Here is a 26,511-nt window from a genome sequence, read left to right on the forward strand (position 1 = left end):
CGACGTGAGGGTGAGGTGCCTAGAAATCAGGGTGTTTCCTCTTGGAAACAGGGTGAATGACATCGAGGCCTCCTGTCACATTAATCAAGTTTCCGGTCACAAAATCAGACTTTTCTTCGACAAGAAAACGGATGACCCGTGCCACATCCTCGCCACTGCCCGGTCGTCCCCGCGGCGTTTCTTCATCGTTTAGCATCCGCACCTGATCTATCAGCATTTCCTTGTTATTCCCGACGATATCCCCGGGACAAACCATATTGACGGTAATGCCGAACGGTGCTTCTTCAACAGCCAATGTTTTCGTAAAGGAAACCAGTCCGGTTTTCGCTGCGGCGTATACGGAACGATCCGGCCATGCCGGTGCCTCCATCGCTCTGCCAAACCCGAAAAAAATGATTCGGCCCCATTTTCGTTTGCGCATCCCGGGAAGAACCGCACGTGTGATCCACATGGCGCTCAGGAGGTTGCCTGCAATCATCTCCTCAATTTCCGCCGCCGAATGCTCCACAAACCATTTGCGCTCGCGAATAAAAGGGCCAACCGCATGAACGAGGACATCGAGCCGGCCGTAGTGTGCCAGGGTTTCAGCGACAACCTGTTCAGCTTCTTCTCTCCGGCTGACATTGCCGTAAACACGGAGCACTTCTCCTTCTTCCGGCCCCAGGATTGGGGAGAGACCGTCCGCATGCCCGCGATCCGTCCGCGAATTTACCGCCAATCGATATCCGGCTTTTCCCAACTGGGCCGCAGCCATTTTGCCCAGCCCCGTTGAACCGCCGGTAACCAGTGCCACTTTTCTCTCCATCTCCATCACCTCTCTTTTTCATAAACTCACCATGTCAGGAGAAAATAGAAAAACAGGCTGCCTTGCATGTCAGCAGAAAATGTTGGGGGCTTTTTGGTATGCCGGGCTCTTGCCGCCTTCCGTTGCGAGTTTGGAGCGCAATGCCCGCTCCTGACTTTCCCAGTCTTTCATCCCTGGATTGTTGGGGTATTCGGGGTCCATCATAAGGATCATTCCCAGTTGCAGTTATTCAAGAATTTCACCTGATTTAAAGGAGTATCGCCGTATGACCGGGTCAACCCAGAATTGTGTATCGGAAGAGGAACTGTATCAAACGACCTTGCAGTGGATCGCCAAACGCGGGGTCGAACTGAAAGAAATCGCTGAACTCACGTTTTTCTTGCAGAAAGATTATCTGCCAAGCTTAACCCTCGAGGAATGCCTGGAAAATGTAAAGCAAGTGCTGAAAAAAAGAGAAGTGCAAAACGCGGTGCTGACGGGAATACAACTCGATATGCTGGCGGAGCGCCGGCAGCTCGAAGAACCGCTGTTGGATATGCTGGTTCGCGATGAGGGTTTATACGGAATTGATGAAGTGTTGTCAATGGCCATTCTCAATGTTTACGGAAGTATCGGTCTGACCAACTACGGCTATATCGACCGCGTCAAACCGGGTGTATTGAAACGTTTAAATGACAAGCACGACGGGGAAATCCATACCTTCCTGGATGATATCGTCGGAGCGATCGCGGCCTCCGCCTCCTCCCGGCTCGCCCATAACCGCAAACAAGCTCCGCCGGATTGACCGGCACATCCACAACAAGTTCCACCAGATGGGGCGGTTTCCTTCCGGATCACACTCATCCATGGAGAAACCGCCTTTTCTGTCAACGTTTGTTTCCGTCAAAGCGCATTTCCAGACGGGCCGGTATGCCCCCCCTAGACCTCCCTGTGTCCCGAGATGGTCGCTCAATGGTTCCCCAGCGTCCCTCCGAGTCACTCAGGATTTCATCTTAATCCACTTTGCAGCGATATCGCTTAGTTCCCTCTTTTTCAAACAGATCCATCTTCCCTTTTACCCGCAAATACTCCAGATGGGCCAACGTTTCGGAAAGGGCAAACCGCAGGTTGTGAATGGACAGGCGGTCTCCAAACAGGCACTTGCACACATCATATGCCGTCGGCTCTCCCAGGTCCCGGACGTATTTCGCAATCAATTGCAGACGCGCCTCATGGTGTTCTTCCAATTGGGCAATCCGCTCCCGGTAATGAGTAAAGGCGTTGCCATGAGCCGGAAATATTCGCTTTACCGGCACTTTTTTCATCTTATCCAGGGTGGACAGATAAGTGGCGAGGGGATTGGGATCAGCCCCCGGCCATAAACTGATGTTCGGGGTAATTTTCGGCAACAGGAAATCACCGCCGATCATGATTTGGCGTTCGGGATCATAAAAACTGAGATGACCGTCCGCATGGCCCGGGGTATGAATCACCTGATAATCGCGATCCCCCATCCGAATCGTTTCCCCCGGAGCAATCCATGTCGGCTCTGGATGCGGCTCAACCCAACTGTGAAAACTGCGCAAGTGGCCGGGGATTTTTTTCACCCAGTCTTCCGTCAAGCCATGTTCGGCAAAAAAAGCGGCCATCCGTTCCGGCATATCGCTTTTCCGCCCGAAAAAGAACTGAGCCTGCTCCCAGTCTGTTCGCGAGAGATAAACAGGGGCATTGGTCAGCTGCTGCAATGTTCCCGCCAGTCCGTAGTGATCCGGGTGATAATGGGTCAGCACAATTTTTTCAACATCGTTCCACGACCAGCCATGCTTTGCTTGCGCTTCTTCCCAGACCTGCAAATCCTGATCGGTATGAAGGCCGGTATCAATGATTGTGAATCCGTTTTTTCCTTTGATCAGATAACAGTTGACCACTTTCAATGCAAAAGGCAATGGCAACGGAACTTCGATAATATCTTCCCGGATATCGTTCAATGCGCTCGCCTCTCTTCGTTTGCCCGGTTCATCCATTCCCTCAGGTTTCGGGCAGTGTAGGTTGCTTTAATCTCAGCCTTTTCCGCCATCTCGGGCGTTGTAATTCCCGTAAAGACCAGCAGCGTGTCCATTCCGCCTTCGATCCCGGCACGGATGTCCGTATCCAGGTTATCACCGACAATCAGCACTTCTTCCGGAGCAACCCCCAATTTTTTCAAGGCATAGCGGAGAATGATCGGCTCCGGTTTCCCGATGAATAACGGCTTCACTCCGGTTGCGGCAGAAATGCCGGCCACCAGTGAACCGCTTCCGGGCAAAAGCCCCTCCTCTGTCGGCAAGGCCCGGTCCGCATTGGTACCGATCAGCGTCGCCCCCGCCCGAATCGCCAAACAAGCTTTTTTCATCTTTTTATATGTAAACCCGCGATCGATTCCGACCACAACAGCATTGGGATGCTCCTCCGTAATGCGGCATCCTTTCTCTTTCAGCGCCTGCAACAGTCCTTCTTCCCCGATCACATAGACGCGCGCATCAGGAAAGTTTTCCTGCACATATTGAGCAGTCGCCAGAGCAGTTGTATAAACTTGCCCGGGCCGGGCCGGAAATCCAAATTGCCGCAGCTTATCCGCAACTTGCTCCGGTGTGCGGGACGAATTGTTGGTCAGATAAAGATGAGGGATTCCCTTTTGGTCCAGCTCGCGGACAAACTCGAGCGCTTCCGGGATCAATTCAGTACCCCGGTACAACGTGCCATCCAAATCAATAAAGTATCCTTTATATTCCTTCATTTGTTCACACAACCTATTAAAATGATTCGCTTGCTGGAAGACTGGATCGGCTCGCCGGCAAAACTGCCATATCTTTTTTCCACATTGAGACCCGCTTTCTCCAGCATCTGCTCCAATTGCCCGGAATCGTACATTTTGACTCGTTCCTGATACCGGCGTGTTCCACTTTCATCCGTGATCGTGATCGCTTTGCACACAAAATCCCCGTCAATCCAGCGTTCCTCCCGGATGCGGACACCGTCTTCTTCCCGTTCCGATTTGGGAACAAGATTTTGCACCACATATGATTTATTGAGAAAATCGAGGAGATAACGCCCTCCCGGCTTCAATACGCGAGCAATCTCCCGAAGCACTTGCTGATTATCCTCATCATCGGAAAAATAGCCAAAAGAGGTAAACAAATTCAGGACCACGTCAAACATTTCGTCGACAAAGGGGAGATATCGCATATCCCCGTGAATGAAGGGAACCGCCAACTCACCGGCATCTTTCACGGCATGAGTCAGCAAAACTTTTGACAAATCCAGCCCCACCACATGGTATCCACGCTTGGCCAGGCTGAGTGTATGTCTGCCGGTTCCGCAACACAAGTCCAGAATGAGGTCATTCTCGCGCAGATGAAGCCACCGGCTTATTTTTCCGACTTCACATATTGCATCTTCGCGAGTGCGATGTTTGTATACGATCAAATAATCTTCGCCAAAACTTTCTTCGTACCAAGACGGCATCTCTTTCCCTCCCGCAATAAAAACCTCATTCCCCGCTTCATTTCAATTCACAGTCGCGGTTGCTTCCATTTGATTGTACCACAAATGAAAACGGCACAAGAAATGTGCCGCAAGCCTGTTGACAATTAAGGAGAAGGAGATTGGTGCTTAGCAGCGGCCTTTCGACGAAGGAGCCGGGAGCAAAGAAAAGCGCCAACCCCCATGGTCTTCTCAATTCGCAATCAAGCTGACGGCACAAGGAACGTGCCGCCCGCCTGATGCTGCGTAAAAAATCATATTTTGGCCATTTGCCGTGCCCGGATGGTGTATATGCAGTTTTGTCCCCCTTTTGCCTTGCACTCCATCCGTTCGACATCGGCATTGAGCAGCTTTTTAAACCAATTGATCTCACACTTGCAGGCATGGTTATACCGGTTGGCCACTTGGGCAATGGGACAATTGTATTCCACCAGCCGATAACTTCCGTCCTCTTGTTTGTTCACTTCAACCATATAGCCTTTGGAATCCTGGATCTTCGCCAAAAGTTCCACTTTTTCATCCAGGCTTTTGCCGGAGAAATCGGCCTGGTACTCTTCCGTCAGCCGTTTTTCCCGGCTGCGAAATACTTGTTCTATCATTTCCAACCCGTGATTTTCCTCGAGATCCTGCAACAAATCCAGGGTGAAATTGGAATAGCTTTTAGGAAAACAGTCCTCCGATTTTTCCGTCAAATAATATTGATTCGTCGGACGTCCCATCGCCTGACGGAGCAATTTGGCCGCGATCAAACCGTCCCGTTCCAGCGTATTGATATGCCGGCGAACGGCCATTTCCGTAACACCCAACCGCTCGGCGATTTCCCCGACGGTAAGAGCTCCCTCGGTTTTTAACATCATCATAATCTGTCTGCGGGTAGAACTCGCTCCATTCATGCCCTTCACCTTCCCTCGGCCACAAAAAGCCCCTTTTTACTTCTATACCCTTTTTTATCGTATACTTTGTTCACCGAGTTCCTTTTGTAGATAAGTTTTCACTTGTTTGGCAAAATCCGCGAACCAGCCGGAATCCTGCACATACGGGATCAGATCCGTCCATGCCGTCTCGGTGTAACGGCGAACCAAACGCTCCCTCAGGGACAGCAGATTCCTGAGCTTGCTTCCGGTTTCGCGATCGATCACCCGCTCGTCTTCCAAAATGTCGACAATATCGAAATATCCTCCGGGGTCTCGCATGATGAATCCGTCGATCATCACACTCCCCACATCAATCATGCATTCAGATGCCAAATGGAGCGCCCGTTCCGCGGCAAATCGCTCTTCCAGCTCCCTTTTTCCGACAGCCAGACGCTCCAGCAGGTCTGCACATAGCTCAAGATGGGATAATTGCTCCTTAATCCTGTTTACGTTTACATCATAAATCACACCGCGTTCCCCCAATCTTCCGTAAAACCTGACCTTTCCATTTACAACAACGAAAATAAGGCAGGAGAAGTGTCACACAATCAGATGCCAAATTGTTGAAATTCATTAATGCTTTCACGTGATAAATTATAACGCCTGTCCGGAATGAAAGGAAACATCAGCCCAAGACTGTTCAGAATAAACCCTCCTGCAATCGCAAAGAATAGATGCTAAAAGGAGCAGCTGTTGTTGATCTGAAAAGGAGGGACAGTAAGGTGCAGCTTTCCGACAAAGATCTTCATTATCTGACCGATGAAATGTCCTGGGAATTGCTGGCAATGAAAAAATGCAACCATTATGCCGGCCTGTGCCAAGATGCATCCGTGCAATCACTCATCAATCAAATCGGACAAATGCATCAGCGCCATTATGAAATGCTGTTATCGCAAATACAATCTTCCACCGGCGCCGCTTCAACAAGCCAACCGAACGCCGCCAACCGACAGATGAATTGATGAGGAGGGAAGACGATGCAGTTTCAATCGAATGCCGATACATCGCAAAAATCAACCGGTTTGCCAAAGGTAAAAGGGCCGCAAATGAACGACCGTGACTTTATCAACGATATCTTGTCCACGGAAAAATATATCTCATACGGTTACAATGCCGCTGTCAATGAAGCGAGCAATCCGCAACTGTTTCAGACGCAAATGCAACTGTTAAACGAGATTCACCAGGCGCAGCATCAACTATTCGACTTGATGCATCAAAAAGGATGGTACAAACTGGAGGCGGCGCCTGCCGGCAAGATCGCGCAAAAAGCGCAGCAATTCGCGAACTATCGCACACAATTTCCCTATCAGTAAAAGCGTACCCCCTCCAAGGAACAAATGCGGAGGGGTCTTTCTGTGGAGCGGGTGGTCACAATTGTTGCCGGACAGCAGGTTTTGTCAGCTCCTGACTTCCTTTGTCAGCGAGAAGGAATTTATTTACATCCCTCGAAATCGTAAAAGTAATAATATTCTTGCAAGGAGGGCTGTCTGGCAATGAATAATCAGGAAGCGGGCATTTCGACGAGAGAAGCCGCCGAACGTTTACAAGTGACGGCTCGAACGGTTCGCAAGTGGATTGATATGTTTGAAGATTATATTCAACCGGATTGGAATGAAAGAGGGCATTATCTCTTGACTGAGGAGGGCCTGAAACGGCTGTCCGACATCCAGAACCGTCTTTCGGAACCGCAAAAATCGATGAAGCAAGTGCGCATGGACTTGATCAAAGAGGGAAAAATTCATCTGAGACCCGATCAGTCTGAATTGACAGACACGGAATTGCCGGACGAAACCCTGCAGCAGATCACGGAAACACTCGACAGCGTCGGGGAAATGGTTGAAGAGCTGTTTGACCGGATGGACCGGCTGGAAAATCACATCTTCGGGCTGTTCACCACCCTGGAGGAAATGGAGCATAAACTGGTCGCCGTAAGCATCGATTCCGTTTCCGCCAATGAGGTGCAGCAGATGTTCGACGAAGTCCGCAAAAAACAGGATCAACTCCGAATGGAATTGCGCAATGTGACCTTTACCCAGCGACTGACCGCTGCTACCAGCGAACAGGGGTTACTTCCGCGTCGCCAGAAAAAAACGCGCTTTTTCGGCCTTTTATAGCCCGCAAAAACGGGATTGCCCCCGTGAACGTAATCATCGGATCTGCAGGTGGCGGGGCACTTTCCGGTTTTGCCAATGCTTCCGTCCGGATTGTACCGACAAGTTATGATCGTTATTGTATAATGGAAGGAAGTTGAGCAAAAAGGAGCCATTCGCATGTCAAACCAAGATCTGATGTTTTTATACGATGAATCGGAAAAAACCCATACCCGCTTTATCAGCTTTGTCGGTGAATCCAACCGTTTTGACCTCGCCATTGTGACAACCGAACGCTTTTACGGAAAAGTTTTGGTTCTCGACCTGCAATCCAACCGTTTTGCCATCATCGGGCCGGATGATCTGGAAGAACCCGGTTATTTGGAACACGTCTATCAGATTTCGGAAGCAGAAGCAGAGGAATTAAAGCAATTTTTACATACGGTTGTCTGACGAATATTTCTCCTCTTTCTTCCGCACGTTAGAAAGGAAGGAGGAGATGAGGCATGAGCCGGCAAAATAAAAGCAAAGAACTTGGCACCGTCGAGTCGCATCGCAGCGAACTTGTGCCCGAAGAATTCCCCGACGGCCCTTACGGAGCGGCAACCTCATATCGCTTGGGGAAATCCACACCATGGCGCCCCGGTCAACATGCCGGACCGCAATTCACCTACGAAATGCGCGAATTTCATGAAGGGATTGAACGCCAATTTCCGGGAAGCCATCCAACACACGATCAACCGAACCCGTAAAAAAGCCAGCCCTATTCCTTCCGGGCTGGCTTTGCACTTTTCACCTTTCTGAGCACAAAATAGGCACATCCGAAGTTGCAAAATTCATTTAGATATTCTTGTAAATAACTGATCTTGGTTTCTGTTGTGGCCCGGGTGTGATCATCGGCAAAGAAACCTTTCAGTCGCAGCTGACCATATCCCCAATCGCCGACGACATAATCATATTTTTCCAGGATCTCACTGAACCGTTTGCGAAAAGCTTCCATATTCCAACCGTTGCGATGGTTGGAAAGGAGTTCATACTCCAACCCATTTATATGAATTCGCTCCATAAACGTCCTACCTTTTCTATTCCAATTTTACATTTATATGTTACCATATCCTCCCGTTAACATCTTCATCCTTTTTCGTATGGATTGCCGTTGTTTGGGCACGTTAAAAAAAGGAGGTGCCGAAACTTCGATGAAACGACGATACCTAATTCTGTTCGCGGCGATGCTTCTTCTCATCCCCGCCTGTAACAATGATGACCAGCAGCAGGCAGATCAGGGATTACAACAAACCCATGAACCGCTGTACCGGGAAAAAGATCAGGATTCGCGGATCGGGATGGTGCGAAATGATGAAATTAACGGTGAGGAAAATGCACGCGGCGGTGGGCAGAACGAAATCGGATATTTCAAATACACACCGGAAAATTATCATCAAAACGGTCGTGCCGCAGGACCCGATGTCTTTGTGGACCGCCCCCTCCTGGCAAAGCATATCGCGCAAATGGTCACGGTTTTGCCCAATGTAAAGGAAGCCACCGCACTTGTTACAGATGATCATGTATTTCTTGGGATTAAAACGAAAAACGGACGCATGGATCCAAAAACGGTAAAAGAGGCAAAGCGTACTGCGGAAAGTATTACTCCCCGCTACTTTAAGGTTCACGTGACGGAAAACCGCACCCTGGAGTCGCAGATCAATTCCATCGGCATGCGGATGACGAGCGATTATGATGTAGAAGGGATCAGAGGGGATTTGGAACAGCTTCTCCGGGAAATGGGCGATACCACCCCTCCGGAAGTGAATGAATCATCACAACCGAACAGGCGGAGCCAAATGAACCCGAGGCAGGATTAAGCGGGAAAACCAGCTTTTCGGCTTGGAAGGCTGGTTTTTTGTGTGACCATATTCCATAAAAAAAGCAGGCGATAATGATCTGCCATTATCACCTGCCAGTCGGTTTTATGCCATTTTCTCCTCTTTTTTCTGAGCGGATGCCATTTGCTCATGCGCATGATACGAGCTGCGCACCAACGGCCCCGATTCGACATGGGAAAAGCCCATGCTCAGTCCGATTTCTCTCAACTGCTTAAATTCGTCCGGCGTATAATAGCGGTCGATTTTCAAATGCTTTTTGGTCGGTTGCAAATATTGACCGATCGTGACAATATCCACATCATGCGCCCGCAAATCTTGCATTGCCTCAACCACTTCATCAAATGTTTCACCGACTCCCACCATGATGCTTGATTTGGTCGGGATCTGCGGTTGCATCTCTTTGGCCCGTTTCAGAAGCTCGAGCGAACGGTCATATTTTGCCTTGGAGCGAACGCGGTCAGAGCGGCGCCTTACGGTTTCGATATTGTGATTGAGCACATCCGGTTTCGCATCCATCACCACTTTCAGCGCATCCCAATTCCCCATGAAGTCCGGGATCAACACTTCGACACTGGTAAAGGGATTGCGTTTGCGGATCGCCTTGATGGTCGCCGCAAAGATCGCCGCGCCGCCATCTTTCAAATCGTCACGCGCAACGGAGGTCACAACCGCATAGCGTACCCCCATCTGTTCCACTGCCTCAGCGACGCGCTCCGGTTCCTGCCAATCCAGTTCCGTCGGAAGACCGGTTTTGACGGCACAAAAACGGCAAGCCCGCGTACAAATGTCCCCCAGGATCATGAATGTGGCCGTCCGATTGGCCCAGCATTCAAAAATATTGGGGCAACGAGCCTCTTCACATACGGTGTGCAAGGTTTTGCTCCGCATCATCTTTTTAAGCTCTTGATAGTTTTCATTTGTATTTAGACGAATTTTTAACCATTCCGGTTTACGTTCTCTAGCCTGAGATTGGCTTTCTGCCATAATGCTCCCTCCTCACTGCAGGTACGATCGCCCGCTGTACCTTGGCTGCAAACAATACAACAAGATTATATTACCACAAAGTAGATCAACTTACGCCAAATCATCCCTTTTCCTCTTACTTTTTCCGACTCCAATAGAGCAAAAAGAGGAAATAGGGGGCGCCGATCACGGCTATCAGCACACCGGCCGGCACTTCCAGTGGTGCAAATAAAGTTCTCCCCAGCAAATCGGCACCCATGACCATGATGGCTCCCAACAGTGCCGACGCCGGCAACAAAAGACCGTAGGCGGCTCCGACCAATTTGCGCGCCGCATGAGGAGCGATCAATCCGACAAAGCCGATCGTACCGACAAAGGATACGGCAGCTCCGGCAAGCGCTGTCGCAATCAATAAAACCAACAGCCGCTGGAGGGAGGGACGGGCACCAAGAGCTGTTGCCAACGAATCGCCCATTTGCGAAACATTGAGATGGCGGGAAAACACGAAAGCCAGCGGTAGCAAAAGGGCAAGCCAGGGGAGCAAAACAGCAACCTGGTTCCAATTGCTCCCGTAAATACTTCCGGTCAGCCAGGTTTTCGCTTGCAAGGCACTAAACGGCGGACCGATCAGAATAATGAAATTGGTTGCCGCCTGGGTAGCCAGCGTGAAACCGATCCCCAGGAGCACCAGCCGGAACGGGGAGATTTTTCCCCAGGAGAAAAAGAGCAACAGTCCCACAATGACAGCCGCCCCGATAAACGATGCGGCCGGCACCCAAAATAATGAAACTGAAAGGTTGGTGGAACGGTCGCTGAAAAAAGTGATCACCGTAACCGCTCCGACTGAGGCACCGCCCGTGACCCCGACCATATCTGGTGAGGCCAACGGATTTCGGATCACCGCCTGCAAAAGAGCGCCGGAAACGGCCAGCGAGGCTCCGGCAATCAGCGCCAGGAGGATGCGCGGCAGACGGAATGTCTCAACGATCAATTGATCAAATTTGGACCCGATCCCCAAAAAGACCCGGATCACATCGAGCGGAGAAAGCTGAACCCGACCTACTCCGACACTGAGCACCATGACAAGAAAAGCGAATGCGGCAAGCAAAAACAAGATCGAGACGGCTCGCCAGTCAATCAAGGCGGAGAAGCGCGAACCAAGGCGGAGGGAAGTGTACCGCTTCATCCTTCCTCACTCCCCTTTCTGCCCGCAAGATAAATAAAAAACGGGGTTCCAAGAATAGCCGTCATCACCCCAACCGGAATCTCCTGCTGATTCATCACCAATCGTCCGGCAATATCGGACGCCATAAGCAAAGCGGCTCCGTAAACGGCGGCATAAGGAATGATGAACCGGTGGCTTGCTCCGACCCAGGCACGAACAAAATGGGGAACTACCAGCCCGACAAAAGCGATCGGACCGGCCACCGCAACCGAGCCACCGGCCAGCAAAACGACGATCAGCGCGCCGATTCCTTTGATCAAACCAGTTTTCATTCCCAGTCCCCTGGCCACATCTTCTCCCATCGTCAAGATGTCAATATTGGGTGCCATCCACAACGCCAGCAACCATCCGACCAACATAAAGGGAAACACCGGCAGGGCACTTTCCAGGCTCCGTCCTTCAACTGAGCCGGTCAGCCAGAATAACAGCTCATTCAGTCCCTTTTCATTCATCACCAACATTCCCTGTGTGATCGAAGCAAAAAAAGCGGCAATTGCGGCTCCGGCCAGGGTTAGTTTCAACGGACTCAGTCCCTCCCGGCCGACGGATCCCAGAAAATAAACGATTGCCGCCGCGACAGCTGCCCCGATAAAGCCAAGAATCATCAAGGACGGGACGGCAGTGATCGAAAAAAGCGTCACCCCTCCGACAATAAATAAGCTGGCTCCGGCATTTACCCCGAGTGTCGCCGGTGATGCGAGCGGGTTTTTCGTCAAAGCTTGCATGAGTGCCCCGGCCACGGCCAGACTTGCTCCGACGACGAGCGCAAACACCGTTCGGGGAACTCTGGTTGTCCGAATAATCAAATGCTCATTATTTGTCGGCTGATAATGAATAAATGACTCCACCACCGTTGAAAGCGGAACCCGGGTAACGCCGACACTGATACTGATCATGGCCAAAACAGCAACCAACACCACTCCGGCGAGCAGTCCGGCCCATTTGAACCGCCCGGTATATAAACCCCCCATATCCACTACCTCTCTTTCTTCCAGACCAACTTAAGTCTAGAAAAAGGAAAAGATGATGTCAATGAGGTTGAAAATCATTATCAAAATAATTGACACCCGGCTTCTTTATTTTTATAGTAAAGAAGAAATCAGGAAATGATAATCATTATCATTTATAACGAAAGGAGCATATTCGGTGCGTTCCATAAAAGCAATTCTTCCCCCGTTCCTTGCACTCGCTCTCTTTTCCCTTGTGCTTGCGGGATGCAGCTCATCTGATTCATCAGATCAAACCAAAGAGAGCGGCCGCACGATTCAACATGCAATGGGGCAATCCATCGTCCCGACCCATCCGAAACGCGTTGTCGTCCTTACCAATGAAGGTCTGGAAGCCTGCCTTGCTCTGGGAGTCAAGCCGGTGGGAGCGGTTAAAGGTTTTACCGGCCATCCCTGGTACCCTCATCTGGCAAAAGAACTGACAGGTGTGACTGTAGTCGGAACGGAGAGCCAGCCTGATCTGGAGACGATCGCCAGTTTAAAACCGGATTTGATCATCGGAAATAAAATGCGCCAGGAAAAGGTATATGAACAATTGTCGGCAATCGCCCCGACCGTGTTTGCTGAAACCTTGCGCGGGGATTGGAAAGTCAATTTCTCCCTGTATGCCAAAGCGCTCAATAAAGAAAAAGAAGGCAACAAAGTCCTCAAGGAATATGAGCAAAAGGTGGCCGAAGTGCGGAAAAACGCCGGAGACCTTCTGAATCAGAAAGTTTCCATGGTTCGCTTTTTGTCCGGGGAAACGAGACTCTACCAACTGGACAGCTTTTCCGGCGTGATTTTAAAAGATGTCGGGTTTCAGCGCCCGCCGCTGCAAAATAAAAATTCCTTTGCGGTCACGATCACAAAAGAACAAATTCCACAAGCCGACGGAGACATTATCTTCTATTTCACCTATGATACAGGCGACAAAAAAGGAAATAAACAGGAAGAGACGTTTTTAAGCGATCCGCTTTGGGCCAATCTCCAGGCGGTTAAAAAACATCGTGCGTTTAAAGTGGATGATGTGATCTGGAATACGGCCGGCGGCGTCAAAGCAGCCTTTTTGATGTTGGATCAACTCAATTCCTATATAAGCAAAATCAAAGCACAAACAACATAACCTCCTCCCGTGAAGGCATGACCTCCCCAGGATCATGCCTTTTTTGTATCCTGTCCCGAGCGTCGGTCTCCCCTTTCCGAATTCCTCCCTGAAAATGCCAAAATGTTTTCGATGAATGCCAGGCAAACTATCTGTAAAACCTTTTAAACCAAAAATCGGTGGTCATGATGGTAAAAAGCTGTAAAATCCTGCTAAGCTTTTTTTTGTTGTTTTCCGCTTTTCCATGTTCTGTTGACGCGTCGGACAAAGATCAGGAAGCGTCGGACAAACTTCACCTGTATGAAACCATGGAAACATTAACCGGCGTGCCGTGGGTATATCTGGCAGCCATGGACCAATATGAGAAAAATGCACATGCTGCCAAAAACAAAAAAGAAAAAAGCGGAAAGAAAAGGCTCACTTCAATTGAGGTTCCCTCCTCCTTGTGGGCAGGCCGGATCAATCCTGACCCTGATGACCGGGTGCCTGAATCGATTGCCTTTTTTCAGGGAATCGGAAAGGATGCCAACGGTGACGGCAAGGCAGATCCACAGGATGACCTTGATGTTCTCTACTCCGTCGCTTCCTTTCTGGCGCAAAAAGGTTTGAAAGAAGAACAAATCCGCGAACGGATCTGGGACTATTACAAACATCCGACCACGGTGGATGTGATCACGCACATCGCGAAAATCTACGCCAGATACCAAACGCTCCATCTGGAAGAACGCCGCTTCCCGATCCCGCTTCAATATAATTACACGTATCACAATACCTGGGGAGACCGCCGCGGCTGGGGAGGTCTGCGCATCCATGAAGGAACGGATATTTTCGCCAACTACGGAACGCCCGTACTGAGCACCTGCTACGGCTATGTTGAATTGATTGGCTGGAACCGCTATGGGGGGTGGCGCATCGGAATCCGCGACGTCAACAATAACTATCACTATTTCGCCCATCTGAACGGCTTCCGCAAAGGGCTGAAAAAAGGAGATGTCGTCAAACCGGGCGATCTGATCGGCAGCGTCGGTTCTTCCGGTTACGGGCCGCCGGGAACTGCCGGCAAATTCCCGCCCCACCTTCACTATGGAATATACAAATTCAACGGAAAAAGCACCTACTCATTTGATCCCTATCCATTGCTGAAAAAATGGGAACGGCAGGCCTATCTGAAATGGAAACGGAAGAAACGCCGCCACCGTTCGGCCAGTTCCGAAACCACTCACCCGATCCATTCCTCAACCAAAAAAAAGCATGATGGCTAAGTCCCTCCATCATGCTTTTTCCATTTGTGATTTACCCAGCTTTTTGTTCATCGCTTTTTCTTTTATTCAGGTTGGAGCTGTGGTAACCATAGATGAAATAGATGATCAAACCTACTGCCAGCCAGATCAGAAAGCGAATCCATGTCGCTTCGTGAAGCTGAACCATCAAAAAGACGCAGAAGATAATCGCCAAAATCGGCACCAACGGCATCAAAGGCGTTTTGAATTTCCGCGGCAGATCCGGCTGTTTGTAGCGCAGGACCATAACGGCGATCGAAATCAGAACAAATGCGGCCAGCGTCCCCAGATTGACCAATTGGGCCAATTCGTCAAGCGGCACAAAAGCTCCGAGCAACGCAGCGAAGATCCCAAATGACCAGGTGGTCACGTAAGGCGTACGATATCGCTGGTGAACATGGGAAAAAATCGGGGGCAACAAACCATCACGCGACATGGAGAAGATGATGCGAATCTGTCCGTACAACATGACCAGCATCACGGTAAACATCCCGACTAATGCCCCCAGGCTGATCAGTCCGACCAGCCAGTTTTGATGGACGAATTGCATCGCGAAAGCGACCGGAGCATCTTGATGGCTGGCAAAGTTTTGATAGGGCACAATCCCCGTCAGAATGGCCGTCACAATAATATAGAGGAACGTGCAGATGCCGAGCGACCACAAAATGCCTTTGGGCAAATCTTTTTGCGGGTCACGCGTTTCCTCCGCCGCGGTGGTGACAGCATCAAAACCGAGGTAGGCGAAAAAGACGGTCGCGGCAGCCAAACCGACTCCGGAGAAACCAAAAGGCATGAACGGAGACCAATGGGCCGGTTTTACATAGAAAATTCCAACAATTATAAATAATGCAACGACAATCAACTTAATGGCAACCATGATGTTGTTAACCCATTTTGACTCTTTTACACCGATTGAAAGTAAAAAAGTAATAATTAAGACAATGACAAGTGCAGGCAAATTGACGATGGCTCCGGGCACTGATCCCCCTGGTGCATTGGTTAGCGCCGCAGGCAGATGTATGCCGAACCCTTCCAACAGCGATTTGAAATAACCGGACCAACCGGACGATACTGCACTAACCGCCAACAAATATTCCAAAACCAAATCCCATCCGATAATCCAAGCGACAAATTCTCCCAACGTGGCATAGCTGTAAGTGTACACCGACCCGGAAACCGGCACCAGCGAGGAAAATTCAGCATAGGCCAAAGCTGCAAACAAACAGGCCAAACCTGCGATCACAAAAGATAAAATCAAGGCGGGACCCGCTGTCAGCGAACCAACACCCGTCAGAACAAAGATCCCGGTTCCGATGATGGCACCAATCCCCAGCATGGCCAAATCAGTCGCTTTTAACTCCCTCTTGAGCTGAGTTCCCTGACGGCTCGTTTGAATCGAGGCGTCAATACTCTTTTTACGGAATAGCTGCACGGCAAAACCTCCTCTTCGGATAAGCCGATTTTTATTTTTTTGAAAAATCGGATGTGTACTTATTATATATAAATTCTTTAAGAAAATAAATAAAAAATCCTGCCAATTCCGGCAGGTTATCTCAAAAACTAGGCTTTTTGTTTCTTTAATTCTTCTAAAATCGCGTCCGGCTTCAGGCCTTGAATCGCCGTATCCCCGATGACTGTAACAGGAACGCCCAGAAAACCCAGTTTTTTTACATCTTCCAAAAAGGCGGGGTTTTCTGCACAATCGCGTACTTCGTATTCGATTTTATAATCATTTAAAAATCGCTTCAAAACATTGCATTCAATACAATGCGGCCGGGAATATACAATCACTTTCATTGTTCGACACTCCCTTCATGCGGGGCAAAAACTCTCTCCCTGTCATTTCCCATACCGGGATGACTTAACCATAATATACCACAGTTTCTCGGACAGGCGGGTCCCTCCTTCGAGTGCTTTCTTATCGACCCCTGAATCTCTTCGACAGGCCATTGATGTTTTCCGCATCCGGATGTGTTGGCTTCCCTGACCCGATATGCTATCTTTGTCACAGAGAAACGAAAAATATCAGGGCATTTGACCAAACACTGAATAGACGCAGGCTTGCGGATTTTCATCCGTTTGATCTGCATGCCTGATTCGGGAGAGATGATCGACTTGCACAGAAACCTGCGAAGTTTTCTTACACAATTGCGTCAAGAAAAAGAGATTGTGGAAATAGCGGCTCCCGTCGACCCGCATCTGGAGCTGGCGGAAATTCATCGGCGCGTGATCGCCGAAGAAGGTCCCGCCCTGCTCTTCACCAACGTAAAAGGAAGTTCGTTTCCCGTTGTCACCAATCTCTTTGGTACTTCCCGACGGGTGGAACTGGCTTTTGGCCCGCGGCCGGAGCAACTGATGAAAAAAATCGTTTCCCTGGCCCATACTTTAATGCCGCCCACACTTGGTGCACTGTGGAAAGAACGGCGCATCCTGTTTGACCTGATGAAAGTGGGATGTCAGCCCGTTTCTGCCGGTAAAGCACCTGTACTGGAACAAAAGCAAGCTGAAGTGGATCTGACCCGGTTGCCCGTCATCACTTCGTGGCAAGAAGACGGAGGGCCGTTTATCACCTTGCCTCTTGTGTATACGGAACACCCGGTTACGGGACAGCATAACCTCGGTATGTACCGCATGCAAATTTTCGACAAACAAACCACTGGCATGCACTGGCAGATCCAGAAGGGCGGAGGATTTCACCACTATGAAGCGGAATCGCACAATCAAGCCCTGCCTGTGCGGGTGCATCTGGGAGGGCCGCCCGCGCTCATTGCTTCGGCGATTGCACCTGTGCCTGAATTTTTGCCCGAACTGCTCTTAACTTCCCTGATTCTCGGAGAAAAGCTGCCCGTCGTCAGACCGTCTGATGGCGGTTACCCTTATATCGCGGAAGCGGAATTCGTCCTGTCCGGCGTGGTTCCACCACATGAGCGCCGTCCCGAAGGTCCGTTTGGCGACCACTACGGTTACTATTCGTTGGAGCACCCGTTCCCGGTCTTCCATGTGAAAGAGATCCGCCATCGCCGCGATGCGATCTATCCCGCGACAGTAGTCGGCAAACCACGCCAGGAAGATTACTATCTCGGTGAATTTTTGCAGCGCCTTCTCTCCCCCGCTTTCCCCATGGTGATGCCGGGTGTGCGCGATTTGTGGACATATGCGGAAACCGGCTTCCACCCATTGGCCGCGGCCATCGTCAGGGAGAGTTACAAACGGGAGATCATGGCCCACGCTTTCCGCATTTTGGGCGAAGGGCAGCTCTCGCTGACAAAATTCCTGATCCTGACTGACCGGAGCATTTCGCTCGACGCATTTGACCGCTTGTTTGAAACGGTTTTGGAGCGGTTTGAACCTGCATCGGACTTGTTCATTTTCCATGATACCTCAATGGATACGCTCGACTACACGGGACGCCGCTTCAATCACGGTAGCAAGGCGGTACTGCTTGGAACCGGGGAGGTCAGGCGCACGTTGCCCGCGGAATATCACGGCCCCGATCTCCCAGGGGTGCAAGGTGTGGCTGTTTACTGCAAAGGGGCGCTCGTCCTGGAAGCCGACCCGTTTGAGCAAAACCCCCGGCTGGCGGAACATCTGCTGGAGCAATACGGGGATGCCCTGCAGGAATGGCCGTTTATATTCCTTGTTGACGACCTTGCCGCCGCTTCGGGGCAGACGGCGTTTCTGTGGACGGTCTTCACACGGTTTGACCCGGCCCACGACCTGTATGCGCGGTCGGATTGGAAGCAGCACCGCCCGCATTACCGCCTCCCCATTGTAGTCGACGCCCGGATGAAACCGGGCTATCCGGATGAACTGGAATCTGATCCGGCAGTCAAAAAACTTGTTGATGATCGCTGGAAAGAATACTTTGGTTCATAAAAAAAGCTTGTGCCCGATTTCGGCACAAGCTTTTCTAGTCTTCAAACAGGTTACCCAGACCTCCAAGAATACTTCCCTCATCTTTTTTTCCGTAATTGGCGGCAGCAAAAACGCGGCTGGCCAGCCGGCTGAACGGCAGCGATTGAATCCACACTTTCCCCGGCCCTTTCAATGTCGCGAAAAAGAGGCCTTCCCCGCCGAACAGGGCCGTTTTGAATCCCCCGACAAAGCGGATGTCATAATCGACCGTCGGCGTCATCGCAACCAGACATCCCGTATCGACACGCAGCAGTTCACCCGGCCCCAGTTCCTTCTCCACAATCGTGCCGCCGGCGTGAATAAATGAGAGTCCGTCCCCTTCCAGTTTTTGCATAATAAAGCCTTCCCCGCCAAAAAATCCGGTTCCCAGCCGCCGCTGAAATTCAACACCGACCGAGACCCCCTTCGCCGCACAGAGAAAGGCATCCTTCTGGCAAATTACCTTGCCCCCGAGGGCAGCCAGGTCAAACGGAACGATTTTTCCGGGATACGGGGCAGCAAAGGTGAGATGCCTTTTCCCCTGCCCCGCATTGGTAAACACAGTCATAAACAGGCTTTCGCCCGTCAACAGCCTTTTGCCCGCACCGAACAGTTTGCCGACAAGCCCCTTACTGGACGAAGACCCGTCGCCAAAGATGGTCTCCATCTCGATTCCGTCTTCCATCATCATTAAACCGCCCGCTTCAGCGATCACGCTTTCACCCGGGTCCAGCTCGATTTCCACGCACTGCATGTCATCGCCATAAATGCGGTATTCGATCTCATGTGATTGGGCCAATTCAGTCAGCTCCTTGAAATCGCGATCTTTTTTGAGAACGGCAATGGAACCTCCGCTGTTCCGCCCCTTTGCCTGCATTTTTCACGCTATTATTTTAACCTATTTCACCGCTTCATTCCCTATTCTTTCATTCTCGGATCAAACAAGTCCCTCAGGCCATCTCCCAACAGGTTGAAACCGAGTACGGTGCACACAATCGCCAGTCCCGGAAAAATCATCGTCCAAGGAGCCAATTGAATAAATTCGCGGGAATCGGACAGCATCGTCCCCCACTCGGGTTGCGGCGGCTGTGCACCCAATCCGAGGAAGCCGAGAGCGGCCGCTTCAATGACGGCTGTCGCAAATCCCAATGTGCCCTGCACCAAGATCGGCGACCAGCAGTTGGGCAAAATATGTTTCCATAAAATCCGGCTGTTTTTCATCCCCATGGCCCGTGCCGCCAGGATAAAATCTTCTTCCTTGACCGACAGCACGCGTGACCGCATCAGCCGTCCGAAGGCGGGAATATTGATGACGGCAACGGCAATCATCGCATTGTTCAACCCCGGCCCCAAGATGGCCACAATGGCAATGGCCAGCAAAATGCTGGGGAAGGCGAGCAAAATATCAAAAATGCGGGAGATAATCGTATCCCGCCATCTGCCGTAGTAACCGGCAATCAGGCCGAGGAAGCTGCCGATCACAATCGAACCGGCAATCGCAAAAAAACCGACTTGAAGTGAGATGCGCGCTCCGTAAATGACGCGGGTAAAAATATCCCTCCCCATATCATCCGTCCCGAACCAATGGCTGGCCGAAGGTGAAGCCAATAAGGCGCTGCTGCGCTGGTCATACTGATACGGGGTGATGACAGGAGCAAACACAGCCAGCAAAATAAAGAGGATAATGATGACACTGCCGATCGCGGCCGAACGATGCCGCCAGAATGCCCGCAAAAAATACCTGACTGGCGATTCATGGATGGAGGGGGCATAATCGATCGATGTGACAGAAGAATTTTCATTCATCTCCGGCAATGATGGCATGGAACATCAATCCTTCCCGTATTGAATGCGCGGATCGATCCAAGCGTAAATCAGATCGACCAGCAGGTTGATCACCACGAAAATCGTCGCCAGCACGAGAATGCCGGATTGAATAACCGGGTAATCGCGCTGCCCAATCGCATCGTAAATATACCGCCCCACTCCCGGCCAACTGAAAATCGTCTCCGTCAAGACCGCACCGCCGAGCAGCAACCCCATTTGCAAGCCGGCCACCGTCAATACCGGGATGCAGGCATTTTTCAACGTATGTTTGTACACCACCCAAAATTCGGACAATCCCTTGGCGCGGGCTGTCCGCACAAAATCGGAGCGGAGCACCTCCAGCACACTGGACCGGGTCATCCTGGCGATGATCGCCATCGGTATCGTTCCCAGCGCGACTGCCGGCAAAATCAAATGCATCATCACATCTCCCAAGACGGTGAAATCTCCGCTGAACAGGGAATCAAGCACATAAAATCCCGAAAATCCCTCAAAGCCGAGGCGCGGATCAATTCGTCCGCTGGAAGGAAATATTCCCAGCTTCTGCGCAAACAGCCACTGCTCCATCAAACCCAGCCAGAAGACCGGAATCGAGACACCGAGGAGAGCAACCACCATCCCGGAATAATCCAGCCATGAATTTTGTCTCCAGGCCGATAAAATTCCCAGATTAACACCAAAAAAGATGGCAATCGCCATCGCCGCCAGCGAAAGCTCTGCCGTCGCAGCCAGATAGGGCTGAATCTCTTCGGAAATCGGGACATGGGTGATGAGGGAAGTACCCAAATTTCCATGCAGCAAATCATTGACATAAAGGAAATATTGTTTGTAAAAAGGCTGATCCAGTCCCAGATTATGCCTGATTTCCGCCAACTCCTGCGGAGACGCTTTCTCCCCGGCAATGGTTTTTGCCGGATCTCCGGGAATCGCATGGACGATGGCAAACGTAACGAGCGACATCCCGATGAGGACGGGAATCAGCATGAAAATCCGGCGAATTGTATAGGCTAACATCGTTTCCTTCCACCTCGTTGTTGGCTATGTCGAAAGTGGCATTGCCCCACGCAAGAGCAATGCCACTCCTGGCCCGATCTTTTACTTCAAATCCACATTTTCCAGGTAGAGCGTTGAGGTCGGGTGCGGGATAAACCCGGTTACTTCTTTTTTGGCTGCATAAGGTACGGTCGCATGAACCAGCGGTACCCACGGCGCATCGTTTTTAATGATTTCCTGCGCTTGCTGATAAAGTTTCGTCCGTTCCTCCTGATCGCTGGAACGCTGCGCCTTGATCAACAGATCGTGCAACGGATCGCTTTTATAGAAGGCGATGTTTCCCGCATCGGGCGTACGCGTATTGTCTTTGTCGAGGAGCACGTACAGGAAGTTGTCCGGGTCGCCGTTATCCCCGTTCCACCCGAAGAGAGCCATCGAATGCTCCCCTTTTCCGGTGCGGTCCAGGTACGTCTGCCAGTCATAGGTGACGATTTTCGTTTTTACGCCGATTTTGGCGAAGTCGGCCTGCATATACTCCGCTACTTTTTTGCCGTCCGGCAGATAGGGGCGCGGTTCGGTCGGAGCATAGAAATCGACTTCAAAACCATTGGGGTAGCCCGCTTCAGCCAAGAGTTTTTTCGCTTTATCAAGATTGAATTCATAATCCTTGATTTTGCCGTTATAGCCCCACATAAACGGAGGAATCGGATTGACCGCCGGTTCGGCCAGACCGGAATAAAAGCTTTTGATAATCCCTTCTTTGTTGACGGCATAATTGAGCGCCTGTCTCACTTTCGGATTGTCAAACGGTTTCTTCTGAGTGTTAAAAGCCAGATAAGCCACATTCATCCCCGGCTGGTTAAACAGTTGCAGGTTGCTGTCCCCTTTCACCAGTCCGACCGAGTTCGGGTTCAGGCCGTCCATGATATCGATATCTCCCGATTTCAGCGCGGTCAAGCGAGCGGTGTTATCCGGAATGGAGCGGAAAATCACTTGTTCCAGCTTGGGATAACCTTTTCGCCAATAGTCCTTGTTTTTCTTCAATGTAATATGATCGTTCTTTTTCCATTCCACGAAGACAAAGGGACCGGTTCCCACGGGTTTTTGTGCAAATTGTTCAGGTCCTTCCTTTTTGATGGCGGTCGGCGAAGCAATGCCAAACGGGGACATGGCCAGGTTGCTCAAAAACGGGCCCTGCGGATAGTTGAGATCAAACTCAACCGTGTATTCGTCCAATGCTTTGACATCTTTAATAACTGCACCTTTATCCCCTTTGAATCCGCCAAACATATAACCGAAGTAAGGGAATTCCCCTCCTTTGTGGTAGGGGTTGTTTTTATCCATCCAGCGCTCGAAGTTAAACACGACGGCATCAGCGTTAAACGGGGTTCCGTCCTGAAATTTGACGCCTTGGCGCAGTTTGAACGTCCACTTTAAGCCATCAGGGCTAGTTGTCCAGCTCTCCGCCAAAGACGGCTCCACCTTGGTCGATGTCGGTTCATATCTGACCAGCGTATCAAAAATCTGTTCAGTGACATGGAGGGATTCGCCGTCCGTCACTTGAATCGGATCAAGCAGTTTGGAGTCGGCTCCGCGGCCATAGATCAAGGTTTTTTCCTGGCTGCCCGCTTTATTGTTGGAACATCCCGCTAAAAATGATGATAAAACCAGAATAAAAGTGAAACAGAATATCCAAAGCCGTTTTGGCATATAAGCATCCTCCTTTAAATGGATTCATCATGTTTTTGGATTGCCGGACGATCCCTTTGGCGACTCACCTCCTTTTCAAACTATTGATCAAGCAGATGGCAGGCAACCTGATGGCCGCCGCCTGCATCTTTCATCTCCGGACGGACTTCTTTGCAGACATCCATGGCGTAGGGGCAGCGCGGATGAAACGCGCAACCGAGCGGCGGATTGGCCGGGCTGGGCACGTCGCCGGACAGGATGATTCGCTCCTTCCCGGCATCCGGATCGGGAATCGGCACGGCGGACATCAAGGCCTGGGTGTAAGGATGAAGCGGATTGCGATACAACTCGTCCCGTCCGGCCAGTTCCACCATCCGTCCCAGATACATCACGCCGACCCGGGTGCTGATATGTTTCACCACGCTCAAATCATGAGCGATAAAGATATAGGTAAGTTCAAATTGCTCCTGCAAATCCATCATCAAATTAAGCACTTGCGACTGAATCGACACATCCAATGCCGATACCGGTTCATCGGCAACGATCAGTTTCGGCTTGGTGGAAAGCGCGCGGGCAATGCCGATCCGCTGCCGCTGGCCGCCGCTGAACTGATGTGGGTAACGGTTCATGTGAAACTTGTCCAGCCCGACCACCTTCAGCAGTTCCTCCACTTGTTCTTTTCGTTCCTTCGCTCCTCCCAGTCCATGAACGATAAGCGGTTCTTCCAAAATCTTCCCAATTCTCTGCCTCGGATTCAGAGAAGCAAACGGATCCTGAAACACCATCTGCATTTCCCGCCGCGCTTTTCGCATCTCTTCCGGAGAGTATTGCAAGATCGACTTTCCTTCAAATTCAACCTCGCCCGCCGTCGGCTCATACAGTCGGAGTATCGTCCGTCCGGTGGTGGATTTGCCGCAACCGCTCTCCCCCACCAGCCCGAGTGTCTCCCCTTTTTCCACAGTGAAACTGACATCGTCAACGGCCTTTATTTCTCCAATCTTTTTGCCGAAAATGCCGCCGCGGATCGGAAATGTTTTCTTCAGGTTACGAACGCTCATGAGCGCCATGATCGATTGCCTCCTTTTGATTCAAGAAACAGCGGCTGAAATGCTTTTCATCCACTTTCACGATTTCAGGTTCCTCTTTGCGGCAGATCTCCATTGCAAATTCACATCTCGGGGCAAAGCGGCAACCGGCGGGCAAATTGAACGGACTGGGGACTTGCCCGGGGATGGCGTATAGCCGCTTCTTTTGCTCGTCCAGTTTGGGAATCGACTTTAACAGGCCTTGTGTATAGGGATGAGCGGGATTTTTAAACAGGCGCCTCTGGTCTGCTTCTTCCGCCACCTGCCCCGCATACATCACGATAATGCGGTCGCACATTTCCGCCACGACTCCCAAATCATGGGTGATCAACAAAACCGAGGTGCCGAATTCCTCATTCAAGGATTTCATCAAATCCAAAATTTGCGCTTGAATGGTCACATCGAGCGCGGTCGTCGGTTCATCGGCAATCAGCAGGCGCGGGCGCAGCACCATGGCCATGGCGATCATCACCCGCTGGCGCATTCCCCCGGACAGCTGGTGCGGATACTCATCCAATACCCCTTCGCGGGCAATGCCCACTTTTTTCAGGATGTCCAGCGCCCTCTCCCTGGCGGCTTTTTTGGAGATCTTCTCATGGGTGCGAATGGCTTCGATGAGTTGGTTCCCGATTGTAAACAGCGGGTTGAGCGAGGTCATCGGTTCCTGAAAAATCATGGCGATCTCTTTGCCGCGAAGTTGACGCATCTGTTTATTGTTTAACTTAGTCAAATCTTGCCCCGCAAAAATAATGGAACCATCAACAATTTTGCCCGGGGGCTTTGGCACTAACCCCATAATCGCCAGTGAGGTTACACTTTTTCCACATCCCGATTCTCCAACCAAGCCGACAATCTCGCCTTTTTGCACGGTAAGATCCAGCCCGTCCACCGCCCTGACCACGCCTTTATCCGTAAAAAAATGCAACTTCAGGTGCTTAATTTCCAAAACAGGTTGGGCCAAAGAGATCACCTCGGATTATAGTTTGAACCATTTATCTATTAATCATTTTTTATAATGTATAAAAATAATGTCAATTAATTATATTCTATCTACAAATCAAAAAAACCTTCTGTAGGAAAATAGTTTATTTACCCGCGTCATAAAGCCAGCGGCTGCCAACCGTCGCCAGCCATCATTTGTTAAACATAACTGGACGAGCTTCCCCCGGCATCATTTTTTTGCTCTTCCCTTAAGCTGTGAAAATGGCGGGTGCTAATCTTCAAAACCGTACCGTTTTCGATCCTTGACGGCTTTCCCGGAAAGTCCGCGAATGATCACAGTCATTTCACCCGGGCAAAACATAAAGCACCGATCCCCAGATCATCGGAGAATCGGTGCCGGCTCGGGATGTTATTTTCCTTGGTGCAACCGGTGCGCCATATGCAAAACAGGGCCCACAAACCGGTTCAGCGGGAAACCATGGCGAATTGCCTCCGTAATGAATGCTTTGGCCGTGAACACTGCCTCCCTGACCGATTTGCCCTTGGCCAGTTCTGCCGTAATTGCGGCCGAATAAGTGCACCCCGCCCCATGTGTATAAGTGGTCTCGATGCGTTCGCTCTCCAGGACTTCAAACGTCTCCCCGTCGTAAAATACGTCGACGGCCTTCTCATGCTGCAATTTGCCGCCGCCCTTTACCAGGACATATTTCGCCCCCGACTCATAGATCTTTTGCGCGGCGGCTTTCATATCCTCCACCGTGTTCAGCGCCCCCAGTCCGCTGAGCTGTCCGGCTTCAAACAGGTTGGGAGTGGCAACAGTCGCCTTGGGAACGAGAATTTCCCTTAATGCATCCGCCAATTCAGGGTGAAGCACCTCATCGGTTCCCTTGCAGACCATCACCGGGTCGACGACGGCCGGAATATTTTGCGATGCGATCACCTCTGCGGCAATCTCAATGATTTCAACCGATCCGAGCATCCCCGTCTTCAGCGCATCCACCCCGATTCCCTGCAATATCGTTTTCAACTGAGCTTTCAGGGTCGGGATCGGAACGGGAAATACCTGATGGTTCCAATCCTGGTCAGGATCCATTGCCACAATCGTGGTCAGCGCAGTCATGCCATAGACCCCGCGTTCCTGAAATGTTTTCAAGTCGGCCTGAATGCCTGCTCCGCCACTGCTGTCCGAACCGGCAATGGTTAATGCTTTCACTGGCTTAGTCATCAAAATCCGCCCTTTCCATGCTGTAACCTCATGTTTGTCTATTATCATTTAACCCCATCATAATCGATGATTCCGTCAACGTAAACCATGCATTTCCCCGCTATGGG

29 protein-coding genes are annotated in these 26,511 nt (G+C 50.7%); 10 read left to right on the top strand and 19 right to left on the bottom strand.

Annotation, left to right across the window (positions count from 1 at the left end):
* Nucleotides 1–19 precede the first annotated feature (19 nt).
* On the bottom strand, nucleotides 20–805 hold the full coding sequence (locus I8U18_RS11940; protein ID WP_198056062.1) for an SDR family oxidoreductase: 786 nt from the start codon (nucleotides 803–805) through the stop codon (nucleotides 20–22).
* Nucleotides 806–1,070: 265 nt separating this feature from the next.
* Between I8U18_RS11940 and I8U18_RS11945 the strand changes: the two genes are divergently transcribed.
* Nucleotides 1,071–1,589 carry a phosphatidylglycerophosphatase A family protein gene (locus I8U18_RS11945; protein WP_033099494.1) on the top strand — a complete coding sequence of 173 codons (519 nt, stop codon included), beginning with the start codon at nucleotides 1,071–1,073 and terminating at the stop codon, nucleotides 1,587–1,589.
* 208 nt (nucleotides 1,590–1,797) lie between these two features.
* On the opposite strand, the gene I8U18_RS11950 is transcribed toward I8U18_RS11945, so the two are convergent.
* The 5 genes from I8U18_RS11950 to I8U18_RS18000 form a co-directional block, all read right to left on the bottom strand.
* Complete coding sequence (locus I8U18_RS11950) at nucleotides 1,798–2,772, bottom strand: MBL fold metallo-hydrolase (protein WP_198056063.1); 975 nt, start codon at nucleotides 2,770–2,772, stop codon at nucleotides 1,798–1,800.
* A complete protein-coding gene (locus I8U18_RS11955) occupies nucleotides 2,769–3,560 on the bottom strand; it encodes a TIGR01457 family HAD-type hydrolase (RefSeq protein ID WP_198056064.1) in 792 nt (263 codons plus the stop codon). The genes I8U18_RS11950 and I8U18_RS11955 overlap by 4 nt, the downstream gene beginning before the upstream one ends.
* Nucleotides 3,557–4,288, bottom strand: a complete 732-nt coding sequence (locus I8U18_RS11960; RefSeq protein WP_033099497.1) for a class I SAM-dependent methyltransferase — start codon at nucleotides 4,286–4,288, stop codon at nucleotides 3,557–3,559. The genes I8U18_RS11955 and I8U18_RS11960 overlap by 4 nt, the downstream gene beginning before the upstream one ends.
* Nucleotides 4,289–4,560: 272 nt before the next feature.
* On the bottom strand, nucleotides 4,561–5,199 hold the full coding sequence (locus tag I8U18_RS11965) for a helix-turn-helix transcriptional regulator (protein WP_198056065.1): 639 nt from the start codon (nucleotides 5,197–5,199) through the stop codon (nucleotides 4,561–4,563).
* Between the two features lie 54 nt (nucleotides 5,200–5,253).
* Nucleotides 5,254–5,688 carry a DUF86 domain-containing protein gene (locus I8U18_RS18000; protein ID WP_052153930.1) on the bottom strand — a complete coding sequence of 145 codons (435 nt, stop codon included), beginning with the start codon at nucleotides 5,686–5,688 and terminating at the stop codon, nucleotides 5,254–5,256.
* 254 nt (nucleotides 5,689–5,942) lie between these two features.
* Between I8U18_RS18000 and I8U18_RS11975 the strand changes: the two genes are divergently transcribed.
* The 5 genes from I8U18_RS11975 to I8U18_RS11995 all read left to right on the top strand — a co-directional run bounded on the left by I8U18_RS11975 (nucleotide 5,943) and on the right by I8U18_RS11995 (nucleotide 8,062).
* The gene (locus I8U18_RS11975; protein WP_370589393.1) at nucleotides 5,943–6,182 is read left to right on the top strand and encodes a hypothetical protein; all 240 of its coding nucleotides are present in this window, start codon (nucleotides 5,943–5,945) and stop codon (nucleotides 6,180–6,182) included.
* 15 nt (nucleotides 6,183–6,197) lie between these two features.
* On the top strand, nucleotides 6,198–6,533 hold the full coding sequence (locus I8U18_RS11980; protein WP_033099499.1) for a spore coat protein: 336 nt from the start codon (nucleotides 6,198–6,200) through the stop codon (nucleotides 6,531–6,533).
* 180 nt (nucleotides 6,534–6,713) lie between these two features.
* Complete coding sequence (locus tag I8U18_RS11985; protein WP_033099500.1) at nucleotides 6,714–7,334, top strand: helix-turn-helix domain-containing protein; 621 nt, start codon at nucleotides 6,714–6,716, stop codon at nucleotides 7,332–7,334.
* Between the two features lie 156 nt (nucleotides 7,335–7,490).
* Nucleotides 7,491–7,763: a DUF3055 domain-containing protein gene (locus tag I8U18_RS11990; protein ID WP_033099501.1), complete on the top strand. Its 273-nt coding sequence runs from the start codon at nucleotides 7,491–7,493 to the stop codon at nucleotides 7,761–7,763.
* 53 nt (nucleotides 7,764–7,816) lie between these two features.
* Nucleotides 7,817–8,062, top strand: coding sequence for a hypothetical protein (locus I8U18_RS11995; RefSeq protein ID WP_033099502.1), 246 nt, complete (start codon nucleotides 7,817–7,819; stop codon nucleotides 8,060–8,062).
* An 11-nt stretch (nucleotides 8,063–8,073) separates the two neighbouring features.
* Here the strand turns inward: I8U18_RS11995 and I8U18_RS12000 are convergent, their stop codons facing one another.
* Complete coding sequence (locus tag I8U18_RS12000; protein WP_033099503.1) at nucleotides 8,074–8,376, bottom strand: YutD family protein; 303 nt, start codon at nucleotides 8,374–8,376, stop codon at nucleotides 8,074–8,076.
* Nucleotides 8,377–8,506: 130 nt separating this feature from the next.
* On the opposite strand from I8U18_RS12000, the gene I8U18_RS12005 reads away from it, so the two are divergent.
* Nucleotides 8,507–9,172 carry a YhcN/YlaJ family sporulation lipoprotein gene (locus I8U18_RS12005; RefSeq protein WP_198056067.1) on the top strand — a complete coding sequence of 222 codons (666 nt, stop codon included), beginning with the start codon at nucleotides 8,507–8,509 and terminating at the stop codon, nucleotides 9,170–9,172.
* Between the two features lie 105 nt (nucleotides 9,173–9,277).
* Here the strand turns inward: I8U18_RS12005 and lipA are convergent, their stop codons facing one another.
* The 3 genes from lipA to I8U18_RS12020 form a co-directional block, all read right to left on the bottom strand.
* On the bottom strand, nucleotides 9,278–10,177 hold the full coding sequence (gene lipA, locus I8U18_RS12010) for a lipoyl synthase (protein WP_033099505.1): 900 nt from the start codon (nucleotides 10,175–10,177) through the stop codon (nucleotides 9,278–9,280).
* A 115-nt stretch (nucleotides 10,178–10,292) separates the two neighbouring features.
* Nucleotides 10,293–11,342 carry a FecCD family ABC transporter permease gene (locus I8U18_RS12015; protein WP_198056068.1) on the bottom strand — a complete coding sequence of 350 codons (1,050 nt, stop codon included), beginning with the start codon at nucleotides 11,340–11,342 and terminating at the stop codon, nucleotides 10,293–10,295.
* Nucleotides 11,339–12,352: a FecCD family ABC transporter permease gene (locus I8U18_RS12020; RefSeq protein WP_198056069.1), complete on the bottom strand. Its 1,014-nt coding sequence runs from the start codon at nucleotides 12,350–12,352 to the stop codon at nucleotides 11,339–11,341. The genes I8U18_RS12015 and I8U18_RS12020 overlap by 4 nt, the downstream gene beginning before the upstream one ends.
* A 175-nt stretch (nucleotides 12,353–12,527) precedes the next feature.
* On the opposite strand from I8U18_RS12020, the gene I8U18_RS12025 reads away from it, so the two are divergent.
* Complete coding sequence (locus tag I8U18_RS12025) at nucleotides 12,528–13,490, top strand: ABC transporter substrate-binding protein (RefSeq protein WP_198056070.1); 963 nt, start codon at nucleotides 12,528–12,530, stop codon at nucleotides 13,488–13,490.
* A gap of 164 nt (nucleotides 13,491–13,654) precedes the next feature.
* Nucleotides 13,655–14,731: a M23 family metallopeptidase gene (locus I8U18_RS12030; RefSeq protein WP_081943667.1), complete on the top strand. Its 1,077-nt coding sequence runs from the start codon at nucleotides 13,655–13,657 to the stop codon at nucleotides 14,729–14,731.
* Between the two features lie 31 nt (nucleotides 14,732–14,762).
* Here the strand turns inward: I8U18_RS12030 and bcaP are convergent, their stop codons facing one another.
* Both bcaP and I8U18_RS12040 read right to left on the bottom strand, forming a co-directional pair.
* Complete coding sequence (gene bcaP / locus I8U18_RS12035) at nucleotides 14,763–16,181, bottom strand: branched-chain amino acid transporter BcaP (protein ID WP_370589257.1); 1,419 nt, start codon at nucleotides 16,179–16,181, stop codon at nucleotides 14,763–14,765.
* Between the two features lie 128 nt (nucleotides 16,182–16,309).
* The gene (locus tag I8U18_RS12040; RefSeq protein ID WP_033099508.1) at nucleotides 16,310–16,546 is read right to left on the bottom strand and encodes a glutaredoxin family protein; all 237 of its coding nucleotides are present in this window, start codon (nucleotides 16,544–16,546) and stop codon (nucleotides 16,310–16,312) included.
* Nucleotides 16,547–16,864: 318 nt separating this feature from the next.
* Between I8U18_RS12040 and I8U18_RS12045 the strand changes: the two genes are divergently transcribed.
* Nucleotides 16,865–18,625, top strand: coding sequence for a UbiD family decarboxylase (locus I8U18_RS12045; RefSeq protein WP_370589256.1), 1,761 nt, complete (start codon nucleotides 16,865–16,867; stop codon nucleotides 18,623–18,625).
* 34 nt (nucleotides 18,626–18,659) lie between these two features.
* On the opposite strand, the gene I8U18_RS12050 is transcribed toward I8U18_RS12045, so the two are convergent.
* The 7 genes from I8U18_RS12050 to pdxK all read right to left on the bottom strand — a co-directional run bounded on the left by I8U18_RS12050 (nucleotide 18,660) and on the right by pdxK (nucleotide 26,404).
* Nucleotides 18,660–19,520 carry a TIGR00266 family protein gene (locus I8U18_RS12050; protein ID WP_081943668.1) on the bottom strand — a complete coding sequence of 287 codons (861 nt, stop codon included), beginning with the start codon at nucleotides 19,518–19,520 and terminating at the stop codon, nucleotides 18,660–18,662.
* A 41-nt stretch (nucleotides 19,521–19,561) separates the two neighbouring features.
* Nucleotides 19,562–20,449, bottom strand: a complete 888-nt coding sequence (gene nikC / locus I8U18_RS12055; RefSeq protein WP_198059497.1) for a nickel transporter permease — start codon at nucleotides 20,447–20,449, stop codon at nucleotides 19,562–19,564.
* A 24-nt stretch (nucleotides 20,450–20,473) separates the two neighbouring features.
* Nucleotides 20,474–21,484, bottom strand: coding sequence for an ABC transporter permease (locus I8U18_RS12060; protein WP_033099510.1), 1,011 nt, complete (start codon nucleotides 21,482–21,484; stop codon nucleotides 20,474–20,476).
* 81 nt (nucleotides 21,485–21,565) lie between these two features.
* A complete protein-coding gene (locus I8U18_RS12065) occupies nucleotides 21,566–23,173 on the bottom strand; it encodes an ABC transporter substrate-binding protein (protein ID WP_198056073.1) in 1,608 nt (535 codons plus the stop codon).
* Between the two features lie 80 nt (nucleotides 23,174–23,253).
* The gene (locus tag I8U18_RS12070) at nucleotides 23,254–24,219 is read right to left on the bottom strand and encodes an ABC transporter ATP-binding protein (protein WP_033099512.1); all 966 of its coding nucleotides are present in this window, start codon (nucleotides 24,217–24,219) and stop codon (nucleotides 23,254–23,256) included.
* On the bottom strand, nucleotides 24,197–25,198 hold the full coding sequence (locus tag I8U18_RS12075; RefSeq protein WP_198056074.1) for an ABC transporter ATP-binding protein: 1,002 nt from the start codon (nucleotides 25,196–25,198) through the stop codon (nucleotides 24,197–24,199). The genes I8U18_RS12070 and I8U18_RS12075 overlap by 23 nt, the downstream gene beginning before the upstream one ends.
* Before the next feature lie 390 nt (nucleotides 25,199–25,588).
* Entirely contained in the window at nucleotides 25,589–26,404 is an 816-nt protein-coding gene (gene pdxK, locus I8U18_RS12080) for a pyridoxine/pyridoxal/pyridoxamine kinase (protein WP_033099514.1), read from the bottom strand.
* Nucleotides 26,405–26,511: the final 107 nt, after the last annotated feature.

It is taken from the genome of Thermoactinomyces sp. CICC 10522 (assembly GCF_016055075.1).
GTDB classification, from domain to species: Bacteria; Bacillota; Bacilli; order Thermoactinomycetales; family Thermoactinomycetaceae; genus Thermoactinomyces_A; species Thermoactinomyces_A daqus.

What these genes read in the sequence shown, in the direction of transcription:
- I8U18_RS11940 (WP_198056062.1), bottom strand. Translation starts at nt 805, where the DNA reads ATGGAGAGAAAAGTGGCACTGGTTACCGGCGGTTCAACGGGGCTGGGC.
- I8U18_RS11945 (WP_033099494.1), top strand. Translation starts at nt 1,071, where the DNA reads ATGACCGGGTCAACCCAGAATTGTGTATCGGAAGAGGAACTGTATCAA.
- I8U18_RS11955 (WP_198056064.1), bottom strand. Translation starts at nt 3,560, where the DNA reads ATGAAGGAATATAAAGGATACTTTATTGATTTGGATGGCACGTTGTAC.
- I8U18_RS11960 (WP_033099497.1), bottom strand. Translation starts at nt 4,288, where the DNA reads ATGCCGTCTTGGTACGAAGAAAGTTTTGGCGAAGATTATTTGATCGTA.
- I8U18_RS11965 (WP_198056065.1), bottom strand. Translation starts at nt 5,199, where the DNA reads ATGAATGGAGCGAGTTCTACCCGCAGACAGATTATGATGATGTTAAAA.
- I8U18_RS11980 (WP_033099499.1), top strand. Translation starts at nt 6,198, where the DNA reads ATGCAGTTTCAATCGAATGCCGATACATCGCAAAAATCAACCGGTTTG.
- I8U18_RS11985 (WP_033099500.1), top strand. Translation starts at nt 6,714, where the DNA reads ATGAATAATCAGGAAGCGGGCATTTCGACGAGAGAAGCCGCCGAACGT.
- I8U18_RS11990 (WP_033099501.1), top strand. Translation starts at nt 7,491, where the DNA reads ATGTCAAACCAAGATCTGATGTTTTTATACGATGAATCGGAAAAAACC.
- I8U18_RS11995 (WP_033099502.1), top strand. Translation starts at nt 7,817, where the DNA reads ATGAGCCGGCAAAATAAAAGCAAAGAACTTGGCACCGTCGAGTCGCAT.
- I8U18_RS12000 (WP_033099503.1), bottom strand. Translation starts at nt 8,376, where the DNA reads ATGGAGCGAATTCATATAAATGGGTTGGAGTATGAACTCCTTTCCAAC.
- I8U18_RS12005 (WP_198056067.1), top strand. Translation starts at nt 8,507, where the DNA reads ATGAAACGACGATACCTAATTCTGTTCGCGGCGATGCTTCTTCTCATC.
- lipA (WP_033099505.1), bottom strand. Translation starts at nt 10,177, where the DNA reads ATGGCAGAAAGCCAATCTCAGGCTAGAGAACGTAAACCGGAATGGTTA.
- I8U18_RS12015 (WP_198056068.1), bottom strand. Translation starts at nt 11,342, where the DNA reads ATGAAGCGGTACACTTCCCTCCGCCTTGGTTCGCGCTTCTCCGCCTTG.
- I8U18_RS12020 (WP_198056069.1), bottom strand. Translation starts at nt 12,352, where the DNA reads ATGGGGGGTTTATATACCGGGCGGTTCAAATGGGCCGGACTGCTCGCC.
- I8U18_RS12030 (WP_081943667.1), top strand. Translation starts at nt 13,655, where the DNA reads ATGATGGTAAAAAGCTGTAAAATCCTGCTAAGCTTTTTTTTGTTGTTT.
- I8U18_RS12040 (WP_033099508.1), bottom strand. Translation starts at nt 16,546, where the DNA reads ATGAAAGTGATTGTATATTCCCGGCCGCATTGTATTGAATGCAATGTT.
- I8U18_RS12050 (WP_081943668.1), bottom strand. Translation starts at nt 19,520, where the DNA reads ATGCAGGCAAAGGGGCGGAACAGCGGAGGTTCCATTGCCGTTCTCAAA.
- nikC (WP_198059497.1), bottom strand. Translation starts at nt 20,449, where the DNA reads ATGAATGAAAATTCTTCTGTCACATCGATCGATTATGCCCCCTCCATC.
- I8U18_RS12060 (WP_033099510.1), bottom strand. Translation starts at nt 21,484, where the DNA reads ATGTTAGCCTATACAATTCGCCGGATTTTCATGCTGATTCCCGTCCTC.
- I8U18_RS12065 (WP_198056073.1), bottom strand. Translation starts at nt 23,173, where the DNA reads ATGCCAAAACGGCTTTGGATATTCTGTTTCACTTTTATTCTGGTTTTA.
- I8U18_RS12070 (WP_033099512.1), bottom strand. Translation starts at nt 24,219, where the DNA reads ATGGCGCTCATGAGCGTTCGTAACCTGAAGAAAACATTTCCGATCCGC.
- pdxK (WP_033099514.1), bottom strand. Translation starts at nt 26,404, where the DNA reads ATGACTAAGCCAGTGAAAGCATTAACCATTGCCGGTTCGGACAGCAGT.